The sequence below is a fragment of the Shewanella dokdonensis genome, from assembly GCF_018394335.1.
Classification (GTDB): domain Bacteria; phylum Pseudomonadota; class Gammaproteobacteria; order Enterobacterales; family Shewanellaceae; genus Shewanella; species Shewanella dokdonensis.
The window spans coordinates 2,983,734-2,998,107 of the sequence record NZ_CP074572.1; the positions used below are offsets into that span (position 1 = coordinate 2,983,734).

12 protein-coding genes, 2 tRNA genes, 2 rRNA genes and 1 pseudogene are annotated in these 14,374 nt (G+C 48.7%); 7 read left to right on the forward strand and 10 right to left on the reverse strand.

The window, feature by feature from the left end; translation table 11 throughout:
* The first annotated feature begins 188 nt into the window (after nucleotides 1-188).
* The 4 genes from KHX94_RS14320 (at nucleotide 189) to KHX94_RS14335 (ending at nucleotide 3,885) form a co-directional block, all read left to right on the forward strand.
* Nucleotides 189-3,071 (forward strand): 23S ribosomal RNA (locus tag KHX94_RS14320).
* 84 nt (nucleotides 3,072-3,155) lie between these two features.
* A tRNA-Val gene (locus KHX94_RS14325) sits at nucleotides 3,156-3,231 on the forward strand.
* Nucleotides 3,232-3,390: 159 nt separating this feature from the next.
* A 5S ribosomal RNA gene (gene rrf, locus KHX94_RS14330) occupies nucleotides 3,391-3,506 on the forward strand.
* Between the two features lie 302 nt (nucleotides 3,507-3,808).
* Nucleotides 3,809-3,885, forward strand: a tRNA-Trp gene (locus KHX94_RS14335).
* Between the two features lie 93 nt (nucleotides 3,886-3,978).
* On the opposite strand, the gene KHX94_RS14340 is transcribed toward KHX94_RS14335, so the two are convergent.
* The 3 genes from KHX94_RS14340 to KHX94_RS14350 form a co-directional block, all read right to left on the reverse strand.
* Nucleotides 3,979-4,167, reverse strand: a complete 189-nt coding sequence (locus KHX94_RS14340) for a site-specific integrase (RefSeq protein ID WP_213681157.1) — start codon at nucleotides 4,165-4,167, stop codon at nucleotides 3,979-3,981.
* A gap of 109 nt (nucleotides 4,168-4,276) precedes the next feature.
* Nucleotides 4,277-5,335 carry a type I restriction endonuclease gene (locus KHX94_RS14345; RefSeq protein WP_213681158.1) on the reverse strand — a complete coding sequence of 353 codons (1,059 nt, stop codon included), beginning with the start codon at nucleotides 5,333-5,335 and terminating at the stop codon, nucleotides 4,277-4,279.
* 214 nt (nucleotides 5,336-5,549) lie between these two features.
* Complete coding sequence (locus tag KHX94_RS14350; protein WP_213681159.1) at nucleotides 5,550-6,026, reverse strand: Dps family protein; 477 nt, start codon at nucleotides 6,024-6,026, stop codon at nucleotides 5,550-5,552.
* 177 nt (nucleotides 6,027-6,203) lie between these two features.
* On the opposite strand from KHX94_RS14350, the gene KHX94_RS14355 reads away from it, so the two are divergent.
* Both KHX94_RS14355 and rimI read left to right on the forward strand, forming a co-directional pair.
* The gene (locus KHX94_RS14355) at nucleotides 6,204-6,536 is read left to right on the forward strand and encodes a DNA polymerase III subunit psi (RefSeq protein WP_213681160.1); all 333 of its coding nucleotides are present in this window, start codon (nucleotides 6,204-6,206) and stop codon (nucleotides 6,534-6,536) included.
* Nucleotides 6,536-6,997, forward strand: a complete 462-nt coding sequence (rimI, locus tag KHX94_RS14360) for a ribosomal protein S18-alanine N-acetyltransferase (protein ID WP_213681161.1) — start codon at nucleotides 6,536-6,538, stop codon at nucleotides 6,995-6,997. The genes KHX94_RS14355 and rimI overlap by 1 nt, the downstream gene beginning before the upstream one ends.
* Before the next feature lie 52 nt (nucleotides 6,998-7,049).
* On the opposite strand, the gene lipA is transcribed toward rimI, so the two are convergent.
* From lipA to KHX94_RS14380, 4 genes are all read right to left on the reverse strand, one after another.
* On the reverse strand, nucleotides 7,050-8,015 hold the full coding sequence (gene lipA, locus KHX94_RS14365) for a lipoyl synthase (protein ID WP_213681162.1): 966 nt from the start codon (nucleotides 8,013-8,015) through the stop codon (nucleotides 7,050-7,052).
* On the reverse strand, nucleotides 8,012-8,665 hold the full coding sequence (gene lipB, locus KHX94_RS14370; RefSeq protein ID WP_213681163.1) for a lipoyl(octanoyl) transferase LipB: 654 nt from the start codon (nucleotides 8,663-8,665) through the stop codon (nucleotides 8,012-8,014). The genes lipA and lipB overlap by 4 nt, the downstream gene beginning before the upstream one ends.
* Before the next feature lie 83 nt (nucleotides 8,666-8,748).
* Entirely contained in the window at nucleotides 8,749-9,015 is a 267-nt protein-coding gene (ybeD, locus tag KHX94_RS14375; protein ID WP_213681164.1) for a DUF493 family protein YbeD, read from the reverse strand.
* Between the two features lie 129 nt (nucleotides 9,016-9,144).
* Nucleotides 9,145-10,932: an aminopeptidase P family protein gene (locus KHX94_RS14380; RefSeq protein ID WP_213681165.1), complete on the reverse strand. Its 1,788-nt coding sequence runs from the start codon at nucleotides 10,930-10,932 to the stop codon at nucleotides 9,145-9,147.
* Between the two features lie 316 nt (nucleotides 10,933-11,248).
* Between KHX94_RS14380 and KHX94_RS14385 the strand changes: the two genes are divergently transcribed.
* Entirely contained in the window at nucleotides 11,249-12,025 is a 777-nt protein-coding gene (locus tag KHX94_RS14385) for an ROK family protein (protein WP_213681166.1), read from the forward strand.
* A 7-nt stretch (nucleotides 12,026-12,032) separates the two neighbouring features.
* On the opposite strand, the pseudogene bamJ reads toward KHX94_RS14385, so the two are convergent.
* The 3 genes and pseudogenes from bamJ to KHX94_RS20650 form a co-directional block, all read right to left on the reverse strand.
* Nucleotides 12,033-12,463 (reverse strand): annotated as a pseudogene (bamJ, locus tag KHX94_RS14390) (BamJ family beta-barrel-assembly machinery protein).
* A 124-nt stretch (nucleotides 12,464-12,587) separates the two neighbouring features.
* Nucleotides 12,588-13,013 (reverse strand): DUF1294 domain-containing protein, encoded by a 426-nt coding sequence (locus KHX94_RS14395; RefSeq protein WP_244859174.1) that lies wholly within the window; start codon nucleotides 13,011-13,013, stop codon nucleotides 12,588-12,590.
* Between the two features lie 46 nt (nucleotides 13,014-13,059).
* Entirely contained in the window at nucleotides 13,060-14,172 is a 1,113-nt protein-coding gene (locus tag KHX94_RS20650; protein ID WP_244859175.1) for a DUF418 domain-containing protein, read from the reverse strand.
* Nucleotides 14,173-14,374: the final 202 nt, after the last annotated feature.

Consider the following 14,374-nt stretch of genomic DNA (forward strand, 5'->3'; position numbering starts at 1 on the left):
TTCTTTAACAATTTGGAAAGCTGATAGTAGAGATTAAATAGCGATATTTAATCGAAATGAGTTCTCAAAATACTTCAATCAAGTGTTTTGTGATTCTAGTGTTTCAGCGATGAAACACATCAAGGCGAAAGAAAAACCAATATGGGTCGTTGATACGATTCGGTAGAGGAAACTCATCCGGGTTGTATGGTTAAGCGACTAAGCGTATACGGTGGATGCCTTGGCAGTCAGAGGCGATGAAGGACGTGTTAATCTGCGAAAAGCTGTGGTGAGGTGATAAAACCCGTTGAGCCACAGATATCCGAATGGGGCAACCCAGTTGCATAAGCAACTATCTGTATGTGAATACATAGCATGCAGAGGCGAACCGGGAGAACTGAAACATCTAAGTACCCCGAGGAAAAGAAATCAACCGAGATTCCCCTAGTAGCGGCGAGCGAACGGGGAGTAGCCCTTAAGTCATTGGGGTGTTAGTGGAAGGTGTTGGAAAGCACCACGGTACAGGGTGATAGTCCCGTACACGACAGCTAACCGATGATGAAAACGAGTAAGGCGACACACGTGGTATGTTGTCTGAAGATGGGGGGACCATCCTCCAAGGCTAAATACTCCTGACTGACCGATAGCGAACCAGTACCGTGAGGGAAAGGCGAAAAGAACCCCAGTGAGGGGAGTGAAATAGAACCTGAAACCGTATACGTACAAGCAGTGGGAGCGGTTCTTGAGACCGTGACTGCGTACCTTTTGTATAATGGGTCAGCGACTTACATTTAGTAGCGAGGTTAAGCGAATAGCGGAGCCGTAGGGAAACCGAGTGTTAACTGCGCGAATAGTTGCTAGGTGTAGACCCGAACCCCGGTGATCTAGCCATGGGCAGGTTGAAGATTGAGTAACATCAATTGGAGGACCGAACACACGTCTGTTGAAAAAGACGGTGATGACCTGTGGCTGGGGGTGAAAGGCCAATCAAACCGGGAGATATCTGGTTCTCCTCGAAAGCTATTTAGGTAGCGCCTCGAGCGAATACCATTGGGGGTAGAGCACTGTTAAGACTAGGGGTCATCCCGACTTACCAACTCTTTGCAAACTCCGAATACCAATGAGTACTACTCGGGAGACAGACGGCGGGTGCTAACGTCCGTCGTCAAAAGGGAAACAACCCAGACCGTCAGCTAAGGTCCCAAAGTAATTGCTAAGTGGGAAACGATGTGGGAAGGCTTAGACAGCTAGGATGTTGGCTTAGAAGCAGCCATCATTTAAAGAAAGCGTAATAGCTCACTAGTCGAGTCGGCCTGCGCGGAAGATGTAACGGGGCTAAGCAATTCACCGAAGCTACGGGTTCATCCTATGGATGAGCGGTAGAGGAGCGTTCTGTAAGCGGATGAAGGTGAAGGGGTAACCCACACTGGACGTATCAGAAGTGCGAATGCTGACATGAGTAACGATAATGGGGGTGAAAAACCTCCACGCCGAAAGACCAAGGGTTCCTGTCCAACGTTAATCGGGGCAGGGTGAGTCGACCCCTAAGGCGAGGCCGAAAGGCGTAGTCGATGGGAAACGGGTTAATATTCCCGTACTGCTGCTAACTGCGATGGAGAGACGGAGAAGGCTAGGCCAGCGCGGCGTCGGTCGTCCGCGTTTAAGGCTGTAGGTAGTGTGCTTAGGCAAATCCGGGCACATAATACTGAGGGCTGATGACGAGTCACTAAGGTGATGAAGTGGTTAATGCCAAGCTTCCAGGAAAATCTTCTAAGCTTCAGGTTAGCAGGAATCGTACCCCAAACCGACACAGGTGGTCGGGTAGAGAATACCAAGGCGCTTGAGAGAACTCGGCTGAAGGAACTAGGCAAAATGGTACCGTAACTTCGGGAGAAGGTACGCTGCTGTTGGTGGAGGGACTTGCTCCCCGAGCTGACGGCAGTCGCAGATACCAGCTGGCTGCAACTGTTTATCAAAAACACAGCACTGTGCGAACTCGCAAGAGGAAGTATACGGTGTGACGCCCCCGGTGCCGGAAGGTTAATTGATTGGGTCATCTTAGGAGAAGCTCATGATCGAAGCCCCGGTAAACGGCGGCCGTAACTATAACGGTCCTAAGGTAGCGAAATTCCTTGTCGGGTAAGTTCCGACCTGCACGAATGGCGTAATGATGGCCAGGCTGTCTCCAGCCGAGACTCAGTGAAGTTGAAATTGCGGTGAAGATGCCGTATACCCGCGGCTAGACGGAAAGACCCCGTGAACCTTTACTATAGCTTGGCACTGAACATTGACCCTGCATGTGTAGGATAGGTGGGAGACTATGAAATTGGGACGCCAGTCCTGATGGAGTCGACCTTGAAATACCACCCTTGCAGTGTTGATGTTCTAACCTGGGTCCCTGAACGGGATTAGGGACAGTGCCTGGTGGGTAGTTTGACTGGGGCGGTCTCCTCCTAAAGCGTAACGGAGGAGCACGAAGGTTGGCTAAGTACGGTCGGACATCGTACGGTTAGTGTAATGGCACAAGCCAGCTTAACTGCGAGACAGACACGTCGAGCAGGTGCGAAAGCAGGTCATAGTGATCCGGTGGTTCTGAATGGAAGGGCCATCGCTCAACGGATAAAAGGTACTCCGGGGATAACAGGCTGATACCGCCCAAGAGTTCATATCGACGGCGGTGTTTGGCACCTCGATGTCGGCTCATCACATCCTGGGGCTGAAGTCGGTCCCAAGGGTATGGCTGTTCGCCATTTAAAGTGGTACGCGAGCTGGGTTCAGAACGTCGTGAGACAGTTCGGTCCCTATCTGCCGTGGGCGTTGGAAGATTGAGGGGGTTGCTCCTAGTACGAGAGGACCGGAGTGAACGAACCGCTGGTGTTCGGGTTGTCATGCCAATGGCATTGCCCGGTAGCTATGTTCGGAATTGATAAACGCTGAAAGCATCTAAGCGTGAAGCGAGCCCCGAGATGAGTCTTCCCTTGGACATAAGTCCACTAAAGAGCCGTTCGAGACCAGGACGTAGATAGGCAGGGTGTGTAAGCGTTGTGAGGCGTTTAGCTAACCTGTACTAATGACTCGAGAGGCTTAACCATACAACCCAGATGGGTTTCGAAGGACCTTGAATGAATGACAAGGCTTGATTGAAGTAAGAGAACTGTCTACTACAGACAAGATAAGGTCGCTTAGCTCAGCTGGGAGAGCACCTGCCTTACAAGCAGGGGGTCACTGGTTCGAACCCAGTAGCGACCACCAATATCGAAGCAACAGCTTTCCAAATGAACGTGTTAATGACGCAGGGAATTGTTTGGCTGACAAAGCCGTGACGAGTGAAGGACAGAGTGTACAGATGTACATGAGTACTGGAGCGAGGAAACAATACCGTAAGACGAACAATTAACCAGTAAGAATTTGCTTGGTGACAATAGCATTGTGGTCCCACCTGACTCCATCCCGAACTCAGAAGTGAAACACAATCGCGCCGATGGTAGTGTGGGGTCTCCCCATGTGAGAGTAGGTCATCGCCAAGCGCCTATTTAAAGCGAAGGCCTCAGTGAATACTGAGGCCTTTTTGCTTTTCAGTTATAATTTCTAGTTTTTTAAATAACAGCATGATTTATTTGGTGATTGCTGCTTATTATCATGACTCTGTTCTAATAAAATCCGTACAGTTTTTCTGTCTATTTATAGATAAATGGACGTTTCGCTGTAGATCATTAGCTAGAATGGCAAAATAGCTAATCTTTGCCTGAAAAAACTGCAGTCAGCGCTTGTTATGGCAAAAAGTCCTTTACCTTTTACCAGGGTTTTAGCATAATGCCCGTCGTTCCGTAGGGGTGTAGTTCCAATTGGTAGAACAGCGGTCTCCAAAACCGACGGTTACGGGTTCGAGTCCTGTCACCCCTGCCAATAATTTCAACGGCTTGCATATCATGTGCGAGCCGTTTTCGTTTCGGTTAGAAATGTTGTTAGAAAAGACTAAACATCTTTTTGAATAACTATTCATTTCTTACGGCTACCAATGGTGGGCACCACCGCTGTGCGACGGTCATAATCGTTAACTTGCGCTAGCGTTTTGTGACCACTGAATTGCTGTTTTTCACTTAGTGTCCCTTCAAAATCCGAAATGCCTTTAGCCTTGATATCATGAAGCGTAAATGTGCGTTCAATGTCAGGGTATTCAACCGTCATCCTATCCGTAGCCCTACGCCAACAACTGTTAACATGCCGCGGCCTGACTTGTTGCTCACAAAGATTATTGGTAATACCTCCAGAAAATGCTTCCACGTTCTTCGCGAGTCTAAGCTAAATAATGCGCAGCTGTTGCCAATAATTGATCTGCAAATTTGAAGAGATCATCGAGCGATTCGATTGGGTGGCGTGTTTCCTTTTTGTTTTCATCAAACGTACCAATGTATTTTTGTTTGGTGTTGAAGTGGAGTCGACATAGAGGTTTGCGGTTATTGTCATCTAGCAATATACCGAAGTAGCTTTGCTGATCTCTTGACACAATACGGGTTACATCGAGTTTTTGCCGTAGTATGGCTTTGACGATGTTGAAACCTTCAATTTCTTCCTCAGTGGTGATGATCTTGTTTTCATCGTCATCTATTTCGGCAGTGGCGCTATCTGGTTTTGCTTCATCATTATGAAGTGCTGTTTTTAGTCTGGCGTTAATGCTGTCATTGATGAATTGGCTGAAGGCTTTTATCGTAAGCTCAGAGAATTGCTGTTTTACTTTTGCTGTTATGGCGCCATCGTATACTCTTGCAGCAAAGAAGCGAACAAAATCATCATCAGGATTTTTAACTTGTTCCTCAATGAGCTTCTTTATCTGACTTAGATACTTATAGTCCCCAGCGGTATTAACTATTGAATCAAGGTCAAACGCTTCCTTGGTGAGTTTTGCTATGCCGCTTATGACGTGTTTATCAATATTCAGCAAATCCAACTTTAAAAATGGCTTTTCATCCATTTTGTTAGGTGCGTCTATATCAGTAAAAAATTGATATTCAACACCATTTGTTAGGATAGCTATCCTGGCATTGGTGGTTGAGAAGTAACGGAACAATTGCCCGGCGTGCTTAATCGCTAATTGCTCATCAAAGCGCTTACATTCGATAAGTACTTGCACCTTGCCATCAATCATCAGTGCATAATCTACTTTTTCGTTGCGTTTGTTTGGTGTGTCTGCGGTAAACTCTGGCACCACTTCTAACGGGTTAAATATGTCGTATCCAAGAACTTGATTAAGAAACGGCATAATCAACGCGTTCTTAGTGGCTTCTTCGGTGGTTAGATTTGCAGAAATTGCCGGTATCCGCTTTGCGATTTGCTCCAGTTTTTCGATAAATTCCATTTTATGCCCCAGATCAATGTGTTAACAAATTGATGTTATAACTTTCACAATCTTTGTCAAAAAACTGTTATTTAAAATATGAATGAACAAGAGGTCTGTCACGTTAAGTTCGATTCAATAAATTAATGACGGCATAATTTAAAAATACAGCGTGGTTTTTTGTAGCAGGTAAATAAAAGCCGCCTTGAGTGGCGGCTTTCAGATATCAACAAGGTTATTTTGCTAACATACTGCGGAGCATCCATGCAGTTTTTTCGTGCAGTTGGATACGTTGTGTCAGTAGGTCTGCGGTGGCTTCGTCATCCGCTTGATTGACCAATGGATAGAGTGCTCTGGCACGACGAATAACGACTTCCTGGCCTTCCAGCAGCTCCTGTAACATCTGATTGGCATCGGTGACACCATTATCTTCTTTGATGCCAGTGACTTTCGCGTAGGCGCTATAAGAACCCAGTGCCCGCTCGCCTAGTGCACGCACCCGTTCAGCGATGACATCTACCGCTGTGGCTAACTCTGTATATTGAGTTTCAAACATCAGGTGTAGGGTGTTGAACATGGGGCCTGTAACGTTCCAGTGAAAACTGTGGGTTTTGAGGTAGAGGCTATAAGTGTCTGCCAACAGGTTATTCAAGCCGTTGGCTATTTCCACACGATCTGCCTGATTGATACCGATATTGATTACTGTACTCATAATATAACCCTCCTTTTTGGCTACCGGTCCATGATAGCGCCTTAATAGCAGGATGAAAGTCGATAAAACAGATACCCTTAATCGATATACACTGAAAAAGTATGGGTATTTGATAGTTGTTGGGACAGCAAAATTGAGAACTGATATCCTGTGGTGACGGTATAATCAGGTGTTTTTATGAATAAATTTCTGTATGCCATGGGGATTAGCCAATGGCGTCTTAAGGCGAGGGCTGATGCTCCCACGTTGTTATTGCTGGCTGATGATGATCAGACGCTACTACAACATCCAATCGTGGCGACTGTGTTAGCACAACTGGGGATTGCGCCAGACACTTGCCAAGTGACGGCTCATGCCAGCGCTGCTACTCCGGTGTTATGGTGCTTTGGTAATGCGATGCCAGCTGAAGCGATGATATCGACACCAACACTGGCAGAGTTACAGCAAAGCAGTCAGGCAAAACGAGCCTTGTGGCAGCAGTTGTGGCCTCATTTGGATGGTGTGCAGTAATGGCTCAGGTACTACCTCTTTCGCTAGAACAATTGCCACAAATGCTGGCAGTAGAACAGCAGGCGCATCCTTATCCGTGGGATGCGGCGACGCTAAAAAGTTGTTTCGGTCGTTTTTATCAGCAGCTCGGATTGTTTGATGATGATGGACAACTAATAGGTTTCAGCATTCTGCAATGTTTGTTTGAAGAAGCAACCTTGATGAATATCTGTGTAATGCCTAGCCATCAAGGCAAGGGTTTTGGCAAGCTGTTGTTGGAGCAGACAATTGCAGTGTTAAAAGCGCAAAATGTTGAGGTGTTATTGTTAGAAGTGAGAGTCAGTAACACCGCTGCCATCGGCCTTTACCGTCATCTGGGGTTTATCGAAACTGGCGGCCGTAGAAATTATTATCACACGGCGAATGGGCGAGAAGATGCCATCTTGATGGAGCTAAGACTACATTGCGATATTCAGGCATGATCGCCTGAGACAACAAAGCCGCCCTCAGGCGGCTTTGTTAATTTAAGCAAGCTTATTTCACTTCTTTCCCCTGGGCTTGCAGATCAGCATGATAGCTGGAGCGTACCAGTGGCCCGCATGCGGCATGCGTGAATCCCAGCTCTACGGCGATGTCATGTAGTTCATCAAATTCCTGCGGTGTTACATAGCGTTCTACCGGCAGATGGAAGCGGGAAGGTTGCAGGTATTGTCCTAATGTCAGCATGTTCACGCCATGGCTACGCAGATCTTTTAATACTTGGACTATCTCTTCATTGGTTTCGCCAAGTCCCATCATCAAGCCGGATTTAGTGGGGATATCTGGGTGGCGTTGCTTGAACTGTTGTAACAGGTTCAAGGACCATTGATAGTTAGCTCCCGGACGAGCCTTACGGTAATGTGCTGGCGCTGTTTCCAGATTATGGTTGAACACATCCGGCGGCTCAGTTGCCAGAATATCCAGCGCCTGTTCAATACGACCGCGGAAATCCGGTACCAGAATCTCTATCTTGATATGAGGGCTGAGTTTACGAATTTCACGGATACAGTCAGCAAAGTGCTGCGCTCCGCCATCGCGTAAATCATCGCGGTCCACTGAGGTGATCACCACGTATTTCAGCTTCATATCACGAATGGTACGGGCTAGCTGTAATGGCTCTTCGGGATCGGGTTTCAGTGGCCGACCATGGGCAACATCACAAAACGGGCAACGGCGGGTGCAGATAGCGCCGAGGATCATAAAGGTGGCTGTGCCGTGGTTAAAGCATTCCGCTAGGTTTGGGCAGGACGCTTCTTCACAAACCGAATGTAAACCGTGGCTACGCAACGCCTGCTTGATATCCAGAATACGCTGATTGGACGCTGGCAGTTTTACTCGCAGCCAGTCAGGTTTACGCAGCATAGTGTCACGTTCAGACGGGACAACCTTTACGGGAATGCGGGCAACTTTGTCGGCGTCACGCAATTTTACGCCGGGTTGTAATCTTTCTGGCCTGTTCATGACTCTGGTAATCCTTGGTAATGCTGTAATTGCTGATAGCCAAGTCGCTGGCTGAAAATTTCGCTGAAGAGTTTGGCGGCTTGCTCAACCGTGGTGGGACCACCCAGATCTTTACACTGTGTCATCTCCAGTCCGGCGTAGCCACAGGGGTTGATACGGTGAAACGGCTCCAAGTCCATATCGACATTAAATGCCACGCCGTGGAAGGAACAGCCTCGGCGGATGCGCAGCCCTAAAGATGCAATCTTTTTACCGTCAACGTAGACGCCAGGTGCATCGGCTTTGGGGTAAGCCTCTATTTGGAAACGCGCCAGTACCCCAACGACGGATTGCTCAATATCGGTAACCAACTGCCGTACGCCAATTTTTAGATTACGCACGTTGAGCAGTGGGTAGGCAACCATCTGTCCTGGCCCGTGATAGGTCACCTGACCACCGCGGTCTACTTGCACCACCGGGATATCTCCTGGCGCCAGAATATGTTCGGCTTTACCCGCCTGACCTTGGGTAAAAACGGGTGGATGTTCCACCAGCCATAGCTCGTCACGGCTATTATCGTCACGGATATCGGTATAGTGCTGCATGGCGTGCCATACCGTTTCATAATCCATCTTACCCAGATGGAACACGTGTAAGGTTTTCTCAGACAAGGGCAACATCTCTCCCTGTGGATCTGCTGGGCATTATACCCAGAGTTGGTAAAAATGTAATCTAGATCACATTTCTTGACGGGTTATAACACCCGTCGAACCCCTTCGATGGCGGCAAGTTCAGTGTACAGGGTTTCAATGTGCTCTTTGCTGGTTACCTGTACCCTGATGGTTACCGACAGGTAACTACCTTTACTGGACGTTTTGGAGGACGTTGTGTAATCACCGGGGGCATGTTTCTGTACCACCATGACAACTTGCTCGGCCAGTTCTTCACTGTAATCACCTACCACTTTAAACGGAAATGACGTAGGAAATTCCAGATATTTATCAAATTCAGTATTTAACATCTGCATGACTCTCTAAAAACGCTACTGCCGCTTATATGGCGGCAAGTATAACTGAATTCAAGGGCAGGATCTGTAGCGAACAAACGAAGGGGGAATATCTGTTCCCCCTTAAGACGTGTAATACCTAGATTATAGTGCCGATGTGGCTTGCTGTAGCCAGGTTAAATCGGCGCCAGCCAGCATGGGTGACAAGGTGGTGTAAACGCGTTGGTGATAACGGTTTACCCAGTCGATTTCAGCATCGGTCATGAGCTTTTTATCAAACAAACGCTTATCCATTGGGATGAGGGTCAGGGCTTCAAAGCAATAGCTTTCCCGTTCTGCCCCAGCGAGTTCTGCACAAGGTTTTACTGTCAGCAAATTTTCCAAGCGGATACCAAAGGCGTTTTCACGGTAATAACCGGGTTCGTTAGACAGCACCATGCCAGGCTCCAACGGTACGGCATTATGGTTTTTACCAATGCGTTGCGGGCCTTCGTGTACGCTCAGATAATGGCCAACGCCGTGACCTGTGCCGTGGTCATAGTCAAAGCCCTGCTGCCACAGGTATTGGCGCGCCAGAATATCCAGTTGTTGGCCGGTGGTTCCTTTGGGGAACCGAGCCTGATCCAGTGCAATGTGACCTTTAAGTACCAGTGTTACTAGCTTTTTCTGCTCGTCAGTTACCGCGCCAATGGCAATGGTGCGGGTAACATCTGTGGTGCCATCAAGGTACTGCGCGCCGGAATCCACTAGATAGATACTGTTCATTTCCAGCATTTTAGGGGTACCGTTCAGATGGTTGTAATGGCACATGGCGGCATTGGAACCCGCGGCCGAAATGGTGTCAAAACTGGGTTCGCGGTACAGGGCATGTTGTTTGCGAAAACCTTCCAGTTTCTCAGCCAGCGCTGCTTCATCATACAGTCGGCCATTGGCAACTTCGTTATCTAACCAAGCGAGGAAACGACTAACGGCTACCCCATCGCGGATATGACTGTCGATCATCCCCTGCATTTCTGCCGGATTTTTACAGGCTTTGGGGATCGCGACTGGATCAGCGCCAGCAATCAGTTTGGCACCAGCAGCTTTAGCTTGCAGCTGGCAGGCGGCGTTGGCGCTGTTGGGGTCCGCCAGTAATTTTTTGCCTTTCAGTGATGCCAGCGCGCCATTGAGTTCGGCTTCTGCCTTAAAACTCACATTGGCACCTACATGGGCTGCAATATCTGGTGGCAGTTTATCCAGGTCAGTAAATAGCACCATCGCGCCATCGGCATATAGCAGCGCGGTGCCAAGGATCACCGGAATGCGGGGAATATCCTGGCCGCGGATATTGAGCAGCCAGCAGAAAGAATCAAGGGCAGTGATCAGTGCGACATCGGCTCCGGCCTTTTGCACCCGCTCACCAATTTCGCTACGTTTTTGCAGGCTGGTTTTACCTGCTGCGGCATCACTGAATAACTGCGCCAGATCTTTGGTGGGCGCTGGGCGTGGGTGCCAGCAAATATCGACGGGATTGTTGTCCAAGGCGATAAGTTCGATGCCCGCTTTATCTAAAGTGGCTGCTGCCTCGTTGAACCACGCGAGTGTATGGCAACGTGGGTCAACCCCAACTCGGCTGCCGCTGGGCAGATGTTCTGCCAGCCATTGATACTGTGGCATATCGGTAAGGCTTTCATAGCGGTAAAGCTTGGCGTCCACCTGTTGACGCACCTGAACGACGTAACGTCCATCAACAAACACTGCGGCGCTATCTTTCATCACAATGGCCATGCCCGCGGAACCGGTAAATCCCGTGAGCCATAACAGACGCTCATTATGGGCCGGGACGTATTCACCGAGATATTCATCGGCGCGGGGTTGGATAAAAGCATCGAGATTAAGCTTAGCCATCTCACCGCGGACGGCGGTAAGGCGGGCAGCAATGTTACTGGACATAGGGACTCCATTATATACCAGCATTATCAGAATGGCGTGCTGGTGCTATGCAATATTGATGATTGGATTATCGCAAGCTGCTTAGCGGATCCGCAAGCGTCAGTCTTATTCACAGCGGTAAATAGCTTTGCCAGGTGCAGCATTTGCTGTGGCGAATTCAGCGGATTAGCCGCTAAGCTGCCGCTGTTTGAGTGCAATAATTCAACTAGAACTGTCGTAAAAGCAATATGTTAAGTTATTGACAGTGCCGCATGGTTAGCGCCTGTGCTACTATTGCCGCGAATAGCGTGCTGCGGTAAAGCTTTCGGGGGATTGCATGGCAGAGTTAACAATTGAAGTCGGTTCGGAAACGGCGCTGTTTCTGTTCAGTGATGCGGGGAGTACTGAACAGTACAAAATCCCTACCGGAGAAGGCTTTTCCTTAGAAGAACTAAACCAGCAAATCGCTGATTTAGAGAATGACTACCAATTGCGGGACTACCAGCTAGCCTTAGCGTTTCCCGGCATGGTGCGAGATCATTCCTTGGTTTCCTGTAAGCATCTGCCGGGGCTGGCCGGGCAGAATCTGCAAAAGTTACAAACCCGTGGTCAACTGGCGGTGGTCAGCAATGATGTACAAGCGGCAATGCATGCTGTGGCAAGTGATAAATATGCCTGTGAACTATTAGTCATGTGTTCTGAAGGCATGGGGTTGGCACTTGCCAGTCACGGCAAGGTATTTACTGGTGCTAATGGGTTAGCGGGCGATTTAGGCAATTGTTGGGTGATGACCGAATCTGGTGAATTTACCCTAGAGCAGATGGCTAGCGGTGAGTCGATTCGCCAGCGGCGTATGCGTAACCCGGTGGAGCTTTATCGCTCTGGCGCTTATTTGGGAATGGGCATCGCCTGGGCAATCAACCTGTTCAACCCGCAGCATTTATGGCTGGCAGGCAGTACCATAGCCAATGCCGATTATTACAAAGGTTGTGTTGCCAATATCCGGGAGATGGTCTCGCCAGCAATGTCTGGTTTGTGTCAGATCAGTCGGGTCGATGATTCTGAAACCCTGGTATGCCGAGGCTTGCTGGCGATGTTAACTGGCGCAGATTAAATGCTGACTACGGATTGATTTGCAGCAACTCAATATCAAAGATCAGTGCCGCACCGGGAGGAATTGGGCCCGCAGAACGATTGCCATAGGCCAGATTATTGGGAATAAAAAAGCGCACCTTGTCGCCTTCCACCATCAGTTGTACACCTTCAGTCCAGCCTTTGATGACCCGATTCAGCGGAAACTTTAAAGGCTCGCCACGCTTGAATGAACTGTCAAATACCGTGCCGTCCAAGAGCCGACCTTCATAATGGACTTTAACCGTATCTTCGGCACTGGGATGTACGCTTCCTTACCGTGGGTGAGATATTCATATTGCAGACCACTGGCAGTGGTGAACACGCCTGGCTTAGTCTTGTTTGCCGCCAGAAAGGCATCTCCCTGAGCCGCAACTTCTGCAATACCACGATTTGCCAACGAGTTCAGATAAAAGTACATGGCAATTGCCACTGCTGATGCCAGTATTACGCCAATAATTGTCTTCATTCACCCTTCCTGTATCTCCGTCTGCAATTGCAGATGCCGCGGTATATTAGCAGTTTGCGCCGCGGCTTCACAGCGATTACCAATAAGCCAAAGACAGTGGCCTTGCATACTGAGCTATGGTGAGCAGTAGTAGCAGATTTATCACCACACCACTCCAAAACAGTACTCGGAAACTTAGCTTAATAGTCTTGTGACGCAATCTATGACGCGCTATCAAGGCACCGGGCCAACCGCCAAGTAACCCAAATAACTGTAATTTGCGTTCGGAGGTACGCGGCAGGTGTTTAATCGCCGCCTGCTTATCATTGGCGTATAGCCAGTAAGTCGTCAAACTCAGTAACAGATACCAGATGATAAACCACCAAGATAAGACTTGGTTGCTGACCAATAACAGCAAATACACGGCAAATACTAGCGTTACTTTATAAGCATTGGGAATTTGCCAAAATAGTGATCGTCGCCAGTACAACATGCGTCGAGGCTTGCCGGATTTTGGTGGCAAAATTAGCTTCCTTCTTGGTTGTAGGCCAGCTTGCGCCAAAGCCATTCTAACGGGCCTTGCTTAAAAAATGCAGATAGCAGCGGGCAAGTGCCAACTGTATAGCTGACCAGATAACCGCCAGCAGCAGATAATCCATAAAATCCATGGTCAGCAGTAGTTCTGGTGCAATATGGCGAAACAAGCTGACGCCCACTACTGACTGTAATATGTATAGTGTTAAGGCGACTCGGCCTACGGCCTGTAGTGATTTAAGTCGCTGTGGTTGGTTGCCACAATAACGTACTATCAACTGTAAAAACCACAATGCCATAGGAATGGCGGCTATGACAACGATCACCAGTGCTAGATTCTGCAGTAGTTGGCTGTGACCATAACTGCAGCTATAGGCCAGTAATGACAGCAGCAATGATCCCCAGAATAAATAGCCAACTCTGGAAACCGGGCCGTTGAACCAACCTTGGCGTAGCAAATAGATGCCTAACAACATCAGCCCGCTGAGGATCCACAGATAAGTCATCGGAAATACCAGTAAGCTGATAACAACGGTGTGCAATTGTTGTTGCAATTGCACACCGTAGTCACCCGTCCACAACCGATATTCCGCCATATACTCAGGTGAACCGCGCACCATTGGCGACACCTCAATGGGAATTAACGCCATCAGCAACATGACCAACAGGCCAATGGCAATAAACAGTTGTGCTTTACGTAGCAATTCAGCAACCGGGAGTTGCCGATAACGCCATAGCAACAGGCCACACAGACCGTAACTTAGCAGGATGTCACCGGGCCAAAGTAAAAGCCCATGTAGTAAGCCGAACAGCATCAACCAGTACAAGCGTGACTTCACCTTGGCTCTTGCGTCCAAGCCTTGGGCGCTGAAATTCTGCCACTGAATGTATAGCCCCGCGCCAAACAGTATTGAAAACAGCGTGATAAAACGGTCTCTTAGCAGCAGGTAATACAGGGCCTGACCGAAGCTATCGCCCACAGTTGCCGTCACAGTTGGCACATACTCATAGCTGCTAATACCCATACTAAAAATATTCAGAAAGAAAATGCCCAGCACCGCCAGGCCTCGCACGGCATCTATGTTGGCGATTCTGGCAACCGCTTGATGCGGCTGCGGGGTTATGGCACTGCCGGTTGCTGTTAGCATGGGGTCCTGTTCTTAGAAAAAATGCGCTGTGCCAATGGTATCCACCGCGGCGAATTATTGCTATCGGTTGCGGGGCATGACTCGCTGACGTTTCTACGTTGGTATGGGTCACTGCCTTTCGCAATGGCGTGTCAGCCTGCGGACTCTCGCATGATGAAGAAAATATCACCGAGCGACACTTGAAAAGCCGCTAGTGTTGACG

Coding starts and splice junctions, on each gene's coding strand:
- KHX94_RS14380 (WP_213681165.1), bottom strand. CDS start 10,932: ATGTCCAGTAACATTGCTGCCCGCCTTACCGCCGTCCGCGGTGAGATG.
- KHX94_RS14350 (WP_213681159.1), bottom strand. CDS start 6,026: ATGAGTACAGTAATCAATATCGGTATCAATCAGGCAGATCGTGTGGAA.
- KHX94_RS14355 (WP_213681160.1), top strand. CDS start 6,204: ATGAATAAATTTCTGTATGCCATGGGGATTAGCCAATGGCGTCTTAAG.
- rimI (WP_213681161.1), top strand. CDS start 6,536: ATGGCTCAGGTACTACCTCTTTCGCTAGAACAATTGCCACAAATGCTG.
- KHX94_RS14385 (WP_213681166.1), top strand. CDS start 11,249: ATGGCAGAGTTAACAATTGAAGTCGGTTCGGAAACGGCGCTGTTTCTG.
- KHX94_RS20650 (WP_244859175.1), bottom strand. CDS start 14,172: ATGCTAACAGCAACCGGCAGTGCCATAACCCCGCAGCCGCATCAAGCG.
- KHX94_RS14345 (WP_213681158.1), bottom strand. CDS start 5,335: ATGGAATTTATCGAAAAACTGGAGCAAATCGCAAAGCGGATACCGGCA.
- ybeD (WP_213681164.1), bottom strand. CDS start 9,015: ATGTTAAATACTGAATTTGATAAATATCTGGAATTTCCTACGTCATTT.
- KHX94_RS14340 (WP_213681157.1), bottom strand. CDS start 4,167: ATGACGGTTGAATACCCTGACATTGAACGCACATTTACGCTTCATGAT.
- lipA (WP_213681162.1), bottom strand. CDS start 8,015: ATGAACAGGCCAGAAAGATTACAACCCGGCGTAAAATTGCGTGACGCC.